Raw genomic sequence first — 12,720 nt, 5'->3', positions numbered from 1 at the left:
ATCTTAATTGAGATAAGATTTGTTTATGGAAAATAACCTTAGCCTAGTTAAAGATACTTTTAAAGAGCTTCCAAACAATATTGAAGCAGAACAGGCAGTAATTGGATCAATATTAGTTCAAAATGAAACGTTTGATGAAATAAATACTATCGTTTCTAGTATTAACTTTTATGACCCCATGCATCAAAGTATTTTTTCAGCAATTGAAAGTTTAATTTACAAGGGGATGCTTGCGAACCCCATAACCTTAAAGAATTATTTTGAAAATGAAAAGGACGAATTAAATGTTCCTGAGTATTTAGTAAAAGTTACAAAATTTTCTACCCCACCAAGACAAGCAATAGAATATTCAAGGATTATTTATGATATGTTTGTTAGAAGAGAATTAATTAAGATATCTGAAAATACTATTGATGCTGCAAAATTAAATGCCCTTGATGTTAATGGTCAAAATATAATTGAAAATTCAGAAAGATTATTATTTGATCTTGCAGAAAAAGGCTCTTTCAATTCGTCACTTGTTAAATTTGATGAAGCTATGAAACAAACTATTGAGATGGCTTCAGCTGCATATCAAAATGATGAAGGCATTGTTGGTGTTCCTACTGGTCTAAGAGATTTAGATGATAGATTGGGTGGACTTCATAATTCAGATTTAATCATTATCGCAGGTCGACCATCAATGGGTAAAACTGCTTTAGCAACAAATATAGCTTTTAATGCTGCACAAAAATTGCAGGAAAAAGGAAAAAAATCTGCAGTTGCTTTCTTTTCACTTGAGATGTCCTCTGAACAATTGTCAACCAGAATTTTAGCAGAACAATCTAGAATTAAATCAAATGACATTAGAAGAGGAAGAATTTCTGATGAGCAGTTTGATAAATTTATTGAAACATCAAAAAACATATCTGAACTACCTTTGTATATAGATGAAACGCCAGCTATCAGTATTGCTGCCATGAGCAACAGGGCAAGACGTATTAAAAGATTATTTGGTTTAGATTTAATTGTTGTAGACTATATTCAATTGATGAGAGGATCAGGAAATAATAGAGACGGTAGAGTTCAAGAGATTTCTGAAATCACTCAAGGCCTTAAAGCAATGGCAAAAGAGCTTAAACTTCCTGTGATTGCTCTATCACAGCTATCAAGAGCAGTAGAGCAAAGAGATGATCACAAACCTCAATTATCAGACTTAAGAGAATCTGGATCAATTGAGCAAGATGCTGACGTTGTAATGTTTGTTTATAGAGAGGCATATTACTTAGAGAGAAAAGAACCTAGACCTGCAACTGTTGAGCATGCTGAATGGCAAGCAAAAATGAATGAAGTGTCAAATCTAGCAGAGCTTATTATTGGAAAACAAAGACACGGCCCAACAGGTAATGTTATGGTAGAATTTGAAGCAATGTTTACCAAATTTAAAGATACTCAAATTAACTAATATCCAATATATTAGTTGTGAATGCTGTCTCTATTTTATCAAAATATTGTTTTAAAAAATCCTAAATCAATTTTTGTACTCCTATTAATTACCCTTTTAAGTTTTGGGTATTTTTCTAAAGATTTTAGACTAGATGCCTCATCTGACACTCTATTAATTGAAGGCGATCCTGATCTTGAATATTTAAAAGAGATCACTGAAAGATATGGTTCTAAAGAGTTTTTAATCTTAACCTATTCTCCTAATGAAGGGATGGTAACTGAATCTTCTATTAATAATCTTTTAAGTTTAAAATATAAAATCCAAAGTCTAGATTGGGTTGATAATGTTGTTACATTGCTAGATGTGCCTTTGTTAAATAATTCTGAAGCACCTCTTCAAGAACGATTGGAAAGTTTTAAAACTTTAAAAGATGAGGGTGTTGATACTGAAAGAGGATTTAAAGAGATATTAAATAGTCCAGTTTTTAGAAATTTTGTAATAAGTGAAGATAGTAAAACAAGTGGAATAATTGTTTATATAAAAAAAGACGAACTAAAAGATATTGAAAATAAAACAGCTCAAGAAATTGAAGACTATAAAAATAATTTAAAAAAGAAAAATCATGAAAATATCACTCAAATAAGAGAGGTCATTAAAAACTATGGAGATGCTGGTAAAATATACTTAGGAGGTATTCCAATGATAACAGATGATATGATGTCATTTATTAAAAGTGATATTATTGTTTTTGGTTTAGGAGTTCTTTTATTTATTATCGCTACTCTGTGGTTTATATTTAGAAAGCTAATTTGGATTATTGTTCCAATTAGTAGTTGCTTTTTTTCAGTTTTAATTATGACGGGTCTACTTGGTCTTTTAGGTTGGAAGGTTACTGTTATATCTTCAAACTTTATTGCTCTAATGTTAATTCTAACTATGGCAATGAATATTCATATGAGTACACGGTTTCTACAATTAAGAGAAGATTTTCCAAATTTAGATAATTTAAAAATTATTACAATGACAACTAGCAAGATGTTTTGGCCGATCATTTACACAGTTCTTACAACTATATGTGCTTTTTTATCTTTGGTATTTAGTGGCATCAAGCCTATTATTGATTTTGGGTGGATGATGACTTTAGGGTTAATAACTTCTTTTATCATTACATTTACCTTGCTCCCTACTCTACTGAGCTTTATGTCTAACAATAAAGTGAAAGTTAAAGAAGATACAGATTCTAAAATTACTTCTTTTTTTGGTAAAATTTCTATTAATAATAAAAGTTTAATTTTTTTAGTAACAGGTTTGGTTGTTGCCTTAAGCGTTGTTGGTATAAGCAAGCTTGAAGTTGAAAACAGTTTTATAAATTATTTTAATAAAAATACTGAGATTTATAAAGGCATGAAACTTATTGATAAAAAACTAGGTGGCACTACACCTTTAGAAGTTATATTAAAATTTCCGAAGAATGTCGCTGTTGAGTCTACCGAAGATGATGAGTTTGAAAGCTGGGATGATGAAGTTGGTAAAGATGATGAAAAATACTGGTTTACTAAAGATAAAATTGAAAAAATTCAAAATGTTCATAATTATTTAGATAATCTTCCTGCGGTTGGAAAAGTTTTATCATTTAGCTCAATCATTGAAGTTGCTACACAGTTAAATAACAACAAACCACTTGGAACCTTAGAAATGGGTGTTCTTTATTCAAAAATTCCAGAAAGTATAAAAAAAGATATTATAGATCCCTATATATCCATAAAAGATAATGAAGCTAGGATAAGTCTTAGAATTATTGACTCACAGGATGGTTTAAGAAGAAATGATTTAATAAACCAAATAAATTATGACCTTGAGAATAAATTAAAACTTAACAAGGAAGAGTTTAAACTAGCTGGTGTTTTAATCTTATTTAATAATTTACTCCAAAGTCTTTTTAAATCTCAAATATTAACATTGGGTTTGGTTATGGTTGGAATTTTTGCTATGTTTATGATTTTATTTAGAAATTTTAAACTGTCTCTTATTGGTGTTGTTCCTAATTTTATTGCAGCTTTCTTTATTTTGGGAATTATTGGTCTGCTTGGGATACCACTTGATATGATGACTATTACTATTGCTGCTATTACTATCGGGATAGCAGTAGATAATAGTATTCACTACATTTATAGATTTAAAGAAGAGTTCTTAAAAAATAAAGAGTATAATAAAACACTAAAAGTTTGTCACGCAACAGTAGGTGTTGCAATATTAAATACTTCAATAACTATTGTCTTTGGTTTTTCAATTCTTGTTTTTTCTAAATTTATACCAACAATTTACTTTGGTATATTTACTGGTTTAGCAATGCTACTAGCAATGATTTCAGTATTAACTTTACTGCCTTCTCTTATTTTAATAAGTAAACCATTCGGAAAATAAAGTCATTATGCTTGATGCTTTAATAGATTTTTATCAAGCAGTCTCTTTAATAGATCTAATATTTTTAATCATTACATTTTTTTCAGTCATCAAGTGTTACAGTAAAGGTTTTGTTTTAAGTTTATTGTCAGCTTCAAAGTGGTTGTTAGCTTATGTTGTAACTTTAATTCTTTTTCCAAAAGCTAAGCCTTATTTTAAAAATATAATTGATAGTGAATATGTCTTAGATATTGCACTTAGTATAACTATTTTTGTTTTAGTGGTCTTTATTATTCTAATTGCGAACAAGGCTATTAGTAAAACAGTAAAATTTGTGGGATTAGGAAGACTCAATTCCTTATTTGGCTTATTTTTTGGATTTATTCGAAGTTATGTAATCTGTATTTGTTTATTTTCAGCTATAGATATTGTGTATAATTATAGTAAATGGCCAATTAATACTGATAAATCATACACCTTTCCATACATAGAAAAAGGTAGTAATTATTTGTTGAAAGAGTTCCCAAATGAAAAAAACTATCAAGATTTCTAAAGAAAAAATTGAAGAACTTTAATCCAAAACTTAAAGAGGAATGCGGTGTATTTGGTATAAGCAATAGTAATGATGCTGCTGCCCTAACTGCTTTAGGTCTTCATGCACTTCAGCATAGAGGTCAGGAAGGTTGTGGGATTGTATCATTTGATGGGAAAAAATATCATTCAGAAAAAAGATTTGGTTTGGTTGGAGATAACTTTAACAAAGAAAAAGTATTAAAAAATTTACTTGGGAAATATGCTATTGGTCATAACAGGTATAGTACTACTGGTGAAAATACCTTAAGAAATATCCAGCCTTTCTTTGCAGATACTAATGCAGGTGGTATTGGCGTTGCACATAATGGAAATTTAACTAATTCTGTTACACTTAGAAATAAGTTAGTTGAAGACGGTGCAATTTTTTACACAACATCAGATACTGAAACAATTGTTCAATTAATTGCAAAATCAAAAAGAAACAACACAGTTGATAAGGTTATTGATGCAATATTTCAAATACAAGGTGGCTACGCACTGGTTATGCTTACACAAAGTACGTTAATAGGTGTTAGGGACCCATATGGAATACGGCCTTTAATTATTGGTAAAATAAAAGACAGTTACGTTTTGGCATCTGAAACATGCGCACTAGATATTATAGGGGCTAAGTACGTAAGAGACGTAGAGAACGGCGAAATTGTTTTGATTGAAAACAATGAGTTAAAAAGCTTTAAACCTTTCCCTGCAAGAAAAGTTAGACCTTGTGTCTTTGAATATATTTACTTTGCAAGACCAGATAGTTTATTAGATGGAAAATCGGCTTATGAGCATAGAAAAAACTTTGGAATAGAACTTGCTAAAGAAAATAAAATTGATGCAGATATAGTAGTTCCTGTACCAAACTCAGGAAATGCTGCAGCACTTGGATTTGCTCAACACTTAAAAATTAATTTTGAATTAGGTTTAATTAGAAATCATTATGTTGGAAGAACTTTTATAGAACCCAGTCAAAAGATTAGAAGTTTGGGGGTTAAATTAAAATTAAATGCTAATCAATCTACAATTAAAGATAAAAGAATTATTTTGATAGACAACTCTTTAGTTAGAGGAACAACTTCACATAAAATTGTTAAAATGCTTTATGACGCTGGTGCAAAAGAGGTTCATGTTAAAATTGCCTGTCCAGAAATTAGATATCCAGACTTTTATGGAGTGGATACACCAACTAAAAAAGAGCTTCTTGCGGCAAACAAAACAAATGAAGAAATTTGTGAATATATAGGTGCTAAATCTTTGGATTTTTTATCGCTTGAGGGTTTGTATAGAGCAATAGGATTTGAAAAACGTAATGACACGTATCCTCAATTAACAGATCATTATTTTACAGGTGAATACCCTGTTAAACCTATAGACGAGCTGGGTGATGATAAAATTACTCAATTATCATTGCTAAGTACTGCTTCGAATAACTAAATTAACCATCATATAATTCTCATAAAGAAAGTCTGAACATAAAGACTTTAAAATGAACATTAAACCCTTATATATAAATCAATGATCACTCACAAAAAACACATAATCAAATATTTTGAATCTGGAATTAAAGATATTAAAGATTTTAAAATTGGTATTGAGCATGAAAAATTTTTATTTGATGAAAAAACAAACAAAAGAGTAGACTACCCTACTATCCTTAAAATGTTTTCACTACTAAGTGAGTTTGGATGGAAGTCAATAATGGAAAAAGAAAATATTATTGGGTTGCAGAAGCAAGGAAAAAGCATCACCCTAGAACCTGGAAATCAAATTGAATTATCGGGAGATAAATTAAATAATATTCATGAGGCTTGTGCTGAATCTCATGATTACTTATTTGAGTTACAACAAGTAACTAAAAAATTAAATTTAAAAATTATTAGTGCTGGTTTTGATCCTATTTCAAGCCTTAGTGAAGTTCCTAATAATCCAAAACAAAGATATCAAGTAATGACTAAAGATATGCCTAATGGTGGTTCTTTAAGCTTAGACATGATGTATAGGACTTGTGGTACACAACTTAATTTAGATTATGATTCTGAAAAAGATTTTATTAAAAAGTTTAAGATAATAAATTCTATAGTTCCTATATCTATTGCACTATTTGCAAATTCTTCAATTGTTGAAAAGAAAAATAGTGGTTACAGCTCTTATCGATCTAAAGTTTGGCAAGAAACATCTAGAGGGGGTTTACCTGAAGTATTTTTTGATAATATGGATTTTGAAAAATATGCAGATTTTTCAATAAACTTTCCTTTATTATTTATTCAAAACGAAAAAGAATACTTATCAGGAAGTGCTTATTCATTTTCTGATTTCATGAATGGGAAAATTAGTGAAATTAAGAACAGGCTTCCGACTGAAGACGATTTAACCACTCACCTAAGCACAATTTTTACAGAAAATAGACTTAAGAAATATATAGAATTAAGATCAATGGATACTTGTGGCTGGGACTGTTTATGTTCTGGACCTGCTTTTAATACTGGAATTTTATATGGTAACTTAGATGAGGCTTACGAATTGGTTTCTAAGTGGGATAAAAATAAAATAATTAATGCGTACCTAGAAGCACCTAAAAAAGGTTTTAACACTGAGTTGATGGGAAAAGATCTATTACATTGGTCATCCTTGCTCCTTGGTATTTCTAGAAAAGGATTATTAAACAGAGATATTTTGAGTAAATCTAATGATAATGAGGCTAAGTTTTTAAATCATCTAGATAAACTGATTGATAAAAAGACAACAAACGCAGATCATATGATAGATAAATTTTCTAAGAATGAAAATTTAAACGATTTATATGACAAATAGGATAGTTGCAATTCAAGGTAATCACCCTTCAAAATTAAAACCTCTAACTGATACTAGTATATTTCTAGCCATTGAAGCACAAAGATTAAAATACAAAATTTTTTATTACGAACCAAAAGACCTATCAATAATCAACGATAAGGTCGTAGCTAACGGATATTATGTAGAGTTTAATTATTCAAATAAACGTTTTTTTAAAATATTAAATCAGCAGAAACTAGAACTTACACAATGTAAGTATATTTTGATACGTCAAGATCCTCCTTTTAATTTAGAATACATTTCAACAACTTACATTTTAGATAAAATAAAGAATAAAGTTAAAATTATTAATAACCCAACATCTATTAGAAATATCTCTGAAAAACTATATTCAACATTTTTTCAAAAATATATGCCAGATACAATTTTCACAAAAGATATTAATGAAATTAATAAATTCTTTTCAAAAAACAGAAAAATGATTATAAAACCTATTCACAGCTTTAGTGGAAATGATATTCACTTATTTCAAAATAAAATAAATACTAAATTAATTACAAGCTTTATAAAAAAACATGGGCATATTATGTGCCAAAAGTTTTTACCTAAAATTAAGTTTGGAGATAAAAGAGTTTTTATAATTAATGGTAAAGTTTGTGGAGCCATCTCTAGAGTTCCAAAGAAAGGATCTTTTTTAAGTAACATGAGTAAAGGAGCCATACCTATTTCTGTAAAATTAACAAAAACAGAAAATAAAATTTCAAATTTAATTGGCAAAAATCTTAAAAAAAATGATATCTACTTTTCTGGGATTGATTTTATTGATCAAAAATTAAATGGAGATATTAATGTAACTTCTCCTACTGGATTAAAATCTTTTTATGACCTTACAAATATTAATCTTGCAAAAGTATTTTGGAAAGGATTAAGGGCTTGAACAATTTATCTGAACAACAAAAAGGTTCTTTACTCGCATTTGTTGCAGTAATGTTTATTACGCCTGATAGTTTATTTATAAGGCTTTCTAATGTTGATACCTGGGGGCTTGTTTTTTATCGAGGTCTTATTCCTTTCATCACTGTATTTTTTGGAATGTTATTAATTTATAAATTAAATTTCTTTAAAATGCTTTTTTCAAGCGGCTATCATGGTTTACTTTATATTGGTACTTTTTCTGTGACCAATATTACTTTCGTTGTTTCGATACAAAATACTAATGTTGCAAACACATTAGTTATGATTGCAATGGCTCCTATGTTATCTGCAATACTTGGAGCAATATTTTTAAAAGAATTACCTGATATAAAAACATGGATTACAATATTTGTAACTTTTACAGCTGCTATTTATATATTCTACAATTCAATACAATTAGGTAACTTTTTTGGAGATATATTAGGCTTAATAACTGCTTTAGGTTTGGCTGTTGGTGCAGTTACTATTAGATCTGCAAAGGATAAGAACCTAATTCCTGCAGCGGTTGTTGGAAAGTTGATTGTAGCAATGTTTGCTCTACTGTTTATTGAAAGTTTTGCATTGATGGATAGTGACTTAATTATAGTTCCGCTAATGTGTATTATGTGTGTTGCTATACCCTTTGTATTAGTGACTATAGCCCCTAGGTTTATACCTGCTGCTGAAGTAAACTTATTCTTCCTATTAGAGACAATTATTGGACCTATCTGGGTATGGCTAATTATTAAGGAACAACCTAGTCTTGAAACTATGCAGGGTGGAGCTGTCATTATTACTGCCATTGCAATTCACTCATTTATTAAATTAAAAAATTCATAGATCATCATAATAAAGACTTGATTTACAAGTAGATCACAAATATGCACGGTCAATTTTATGAATAAAGTTTTAAAAAATTCTTGGGCATTGTTTTTAGGTATGGGCTTCTTGATGATGGCGTATGGATATCAAAGCTCACTCTTAGGTGTTAGAGCTGTACAAGAAGAATTTAGTCTAGCGGCCACAGGTTTTATGATGTCAGGGTATTTTGTTGGATATTTCATTGGCACATCAACAATTACTAGTCTTATATCTAGAGTTGGTCATATTAGAGTTTTTGCAGCTTTTGCATCTTTAGCTTCTTTAGTTATCTTGGTTCACTCCATTTTTATTAATCCTTATATCTGGTTTATTCTAAGAGTCTTAACGGGAATAAGTATGGTTTGTATTTATACTGTTGCTGAAAGTTGGTTGAATGATAGATCAAGCAATAAAAATAGAGGAAGTATTTTGTCTGTCTATATGGTCATTTTATATGGCTCAATGGGTATAGGAATGTTTTTATTAAATTTTAGCAATCCTATAAATTATGAACCTTTTATATTAATTTCAATCATTACATCTATTGCTCTTATACCAATTTTATTAACTAAAAAAAAACCACCTACATTTAAAAAGATTAAGGGTATGCCTTTACAAGATCTTTATGAAACTTCACCTTTTGGAGTAGTAAGTGCATTTTTTTATGGAACTATTCAATCAGCGCTATTCACATTATTAGCAGTTTATGCAGCATCGATGAATTTTACTATATTCCAGATATCTCTTGTAACGTTTATACTAGCAATTTCTGGTGCTATTTCACAATACCCTATTGGAAAACTTTCTGATAAATATGACAGAAGGAAAGTGATAGTGATTTCAACTTTTGGTGCAAGTATTTTTGCTATGCTTGCTATTATATCATCAGGGCAAATGTATTTACCAGGTGCTCTCGCTACAAATAAAATATGGTTTTTTATTTTTTTAATTTGTTTTTCTATTTGTAGCTTACCCATGTTTTCTTTAATTTGTGCTCATACTAATGATTATATACCAAAAGAAAAATTTGTAGCTGCTGGAGCTGGTATACAGTTTACGTTTGGCTTAGGTGCAATGGGTGGTCCATTTCTTTGTTCGATCTTTATGAATATAGTTGGTTCAAATGGTTTTTTTATATTCTTGCTTTTCTTTCATGCTCTAATTGGGGTATTTGGCATTTATAGAATGAAGATTAGAGACACAGTAGAAAATCCTGATTCTCAATTCGTTGCTATGCCTTCAACCATAACACCTGCTGGAATTGAATTAAACCCAACAACAGAACCTATTGAAGACCCAGTAAAAACTGAAAATGTTCAAGGAAAAACTAATCTTTAAGCATATCGGCCTGCCACATAACCAGAGGACCATGCCCATTGAAAATTATAACCACCCAGGTGACCAGTGACATCCACGACCTCGCCAATAAAAAATAGACCAGGATGTTTCTTGGACATCATTGTTTTAGAAGAAATTTCATCTGTATCTATACCTCCAAGAGTAACCTCTGCTGTTCTATAACCCTCTGACCCTGTTGGATTTATAGCCCAAGCATTTATAGAGTTACTTAATTGGTTTAATAGCTTATTAGATAGTTCACATATATTCCCACTGACATTATTTTCATTACAGATAATATAAGCTAGCCTCTTAGGAAGAATTTCAGAGATTATAATATTTATATCTTGTTTAGGATTAGAGTTTTTTCTATCACTTAGAAATTTAAAAATGTTAAGTTTAGGTGAAAGATTAATCTTAATATCTTCTCCCAATTTCCAATAAGAAGAAATTTGTAATATAGAAGGCCCACTTAAGCCTCTGTGAGTAAACAACATCCCTTCTTCAAAGAAGGTCTTTTTAAATGATACAACTGCCTCAATTGACAATCCTGTAAGCTCTTTACATATAGCAAGTATTTTTTCACTGAAAGTTAAAGGAACTAGTGCTGGAAGAGTTTGAGTAACTTTTAAATTGAATTTTTGAGCAATGTCATAGCCAAATTTACTTGCTCCAATTTTAGGAATGGACAAACCACCCGTAGCAATAATCAATGAATTACAAAAATATTTATCAGACCCAATAGTAATAAAATATTTATCTTCTTGTTTATCAATATCTGAAATTATTGTATCTTTTTTTAAGATTACGTTTGCCATCTTACATTCTAAAAGTAACATATCAATGATTTGCTGAGCACTCTCATCACAAAAAAGTTGGCCTAATTTTTTTTCATGAAATCTAATATTATGTTTTTTTATTAAATCTATAAAATCATTTTGAGTATATTGTTTTAATGCAGATATTACGAATTTAGGGTTGTTTGAAATAAATTTATTAGGGTGGGTATGAATATTTGTAAAATTACATCTTCCTCCACCAGATATGCGAATTTTTTCACCTATTTTTTTTGCATGATCTACCAAAAATACTTTTCTTCCACGCTTACCAGCTTCTATAGCGCTCATCATACCCGCTGCACCTGCACCTATTATTATAACATCATATTTTTCTGTCATGAATTAATAATAAATTTAATAATGTGGAGGTTTTTTATCTTCTATAATAATGCTTGTTTCATTGCCACTCTCAAGCTCATTAATTCTTTTTTCAAAATTTGATATTTGTTTTTTTAAAACTGTTACTTCTTTTTGTTGAGAATATAGTTCATCACTCATCTGAGAGATTTCGTGTTGGAGAAAAGCTATCTGCTCTTCTAATTTTTTAATCAGATTTTCCATATAAATAACAACTTACGAGAACTTAGAAATAAATCAAATAGCCAATTCTAGAAATTCTTGATAACATTAATTAATAAAAATTAAATATTTAATTAACACATTTTATAAAACCTAGAATAGAATATCGATTATGCATGATACAGCAATAAAATATGCGAAAAATTTTCACAAAGTTTATTTATCAAATAAAAATAATCTCAAAATTTTAGATTTAGGAGCTCTTGATGTAAATGGAAGTGTAAAAGACATTTTTAAAGACAATCATCAGTACATAGGCATGGATCTTGTAGGTGGCAAAAATGTTGATGTAGTTATGAAGGATCCCTACAAAATTCCATTAGATGACGCATCAATTGATGTAATTTTATCTACAAGCTGCTTTGAGCATAGTGAAATGTTTTGGTTGGTTTTTAACGAAATTTTGAGAGTCTTAAAACCTAACGGATTATTTTATTTAAATGCCCCTTCTAATGGACCATACCATTTACATCCAGTTGACTGTTATAGATTTTATCCCGATTTAGGAAATGCATTAATAAAATGGGCCAATTATTCTGGTTATCAAAATTCAATTTTAATAGAGTCGTTTACAGGTAAAAAAGAAGATGATGTTTGGAATGATTATGTAGCTATTTTTTTAAAAGATAAAAATTTTTTGAACGAGCATGTAAAAAGAATTATCGATGTTGATAAGTATATTGAAAAAAATATAAGAGATTATGATATTAGGTTTTACAATGATATAAGCTTTTATAATGGAAAAGTTTATGGTTCCAAAAAAACTTATAACCATATGTCAAAGACTGAAGATCAATTTTTTAGACAAATAAAATATACATCAAAAAGAGCATATAATTTCTATAGAGCTATCAATAAATTTTTTAATTTCTTTGGTTAAAATATATCAAAAATTTATTTTTTATTTATTAGATGGTAAATATTTTAGGAATTCGTTACAGAAATTGATGT

At 29.3% G+C, this 12,720-nt stretch carries 11 protein-coding genes; 9 read left to right on the top strand and 2 right to left on the bottom strand.

Annotated elements, in window-relative coordinates; genetic code table 11:
* Positions 1-25 precede the first annotated feature (25 nt).
* From ABXT63_RS01725 to ABXT63_RS01690, 8 genes are all read left to right on the top strand, one after another.
* On the top strand, positions 26-1,444 hold the full coding sequence (locus ABXT63_RS01725; RefSeq protein ID WP_415321292.1) for a replicative DNA helicase: 1,419 nt from the start codon (positions 26-28) through the stop codon (positions 1,442-1,444).
* A 21-nt stretch (positions 1,445-1,465) separates the two neighbouring features.
* Positions 1,466-3,850 (top strand): efflux RND transporter permease subunit, encoded by a 2,385-nt coding sequence (locus ABXT63_RS01720; RefSeq protein ID WP_415321290.1) that lies wholly within the window; start codon positions 1,466-1,468, stop codon positions 3,848-3,850.
* A 7-nt stretch (positions 3,851-3,857) separates the two neighbouring features.
* A complete protein-coding gene (locus ABXT63_RS01715; RefSeq protein WP_415321289.1) occupies positions 3,858-4,382 on the top strand; it encodes a CvpA family protein in 525 nt (174 codons plus the stop codon).
* 8 nt (positions 4,383-4,390) lie between these two features.
* Positions 4,391-5,839: an amidophosphoribosyltransferase gene (purF, locus tag ABXT63_RS01710; RefSeq protein ID WP_415321287.1), complete on the top strand. Its 1,449-nt coding sequence runs from the start codon at positions 4,391-4,393 to the stop codon at positions 5,837-5,839.
* An 81-nt stretch (positions 5,840-5,920) separates the two neighbouring features.
* Complete coding sequence (locus tag ABXT63_RS01705) at positions 5,921-7,216, top strand: glutamate--cysteine ligase (RefSeq protein ID WP_415321286.1); 1,296 nt, start codon at positions 5,921-5,923, stop codon at positions 7,214-7,216.
* A complete protein-coding gene (gene gshB, locus ABXT63_RS01700) occupies positions 7,206-8,135 on the top strand; it encodes a glutathione synthase (protein WP_415321284.1) in 930 nt (309 codons plus the stop codon). The genes ABXT63_RS01705 and gshB overlap by 11 nt, the downstream gene beginning before the upstream one ends.
* Positions 8,132-8,992 carry a DMT family transporter gene (locus ABXT63_RS01695; protein ID WP_415321282.1) on the top strand — a complete coding sequence of 287 codons (861 nt, stop codon included), beginning with the start codon at positions 8,132-8,134 and terminating at the stop codon, positions 8,990-8,992. Before gshB ends, ABXT63_RS01695 begins: the two co-directional genes overlap by 4 nt.
* A 57-nt stretch (positions 8,993-9,049) precedes the next feature.
* Complete coding sequence (locus ABXT63_RS01690; RefSeq protein WP_415321281.1) at positions 9,050-10,351, top strand: MFS transporter; 1,302 nt, start codon at positions 9,050-9,052, stop codon at positions 10,349-10,351.
* Here ABXT63_RS01690 and ABXT63_RS01685 read toward each other — a convergent pair.
* Positions 10,348-11,529 carry an NAD(P)/FAD-dependent oxidoreductase gene (locus ABXT63_RS01685; protein WP_415321279.1) on the bottom strand — a complete coding sequence of 394 codons (1,182 nt, stop codon included), beginning with the start codon at positions 11,527-11,529 and terminating at the stop codon, positions 10,348-10,350. The two genes, ABXT63_RS01690 and ABXT63_RS01685, sit on opposite strands and share 4 nt — an antisense overlap.
* A gap of 15 nt (positions 11,530-11,544) precedes the next feature.
* Positions 11,545-11,751, bottom strand: a complete 207-nt coding sequence (locus ABXT63_RS01680; RefSeq protein WP_415321277.1) for a SlyX family protein — start codon at positions 11,749-11,751, stop codon at positions 11,545-11,547.
* A gap of 130 nt (positions 11,752-11,881) precedes the next feature.
* Here ABXT63_RS01680 and ABXT63_RS01675 point away from each other — a divergent pair, with 130 nt between their 5' ends.
* Entirely contained in the window at positions 11,882-12,649 is a 768-nt protein-coding gene (locus tag ABXT63_RS01675; protein ID WP_415321275.1) for a methyltransferase domain-containing protein, read from the top strand.
* The last annotated feature ends 71 nt before the right edge of the window (positions 12,650-12,720 follow it).

It is taken from the genome of Candidatus Pelagibacter sp. Uisw_092, assembly GCF_047729545.1.
Classification (GTDB): domain Bacteria; phylum Pseudomonadota; class Alphaproteobacteria; order Pelagibacterales; family Pelagibacteraceae; genus Pelagibacter.
This window is presented reverse-complemented; position numbering and strand designations above follow the sequence as displayed.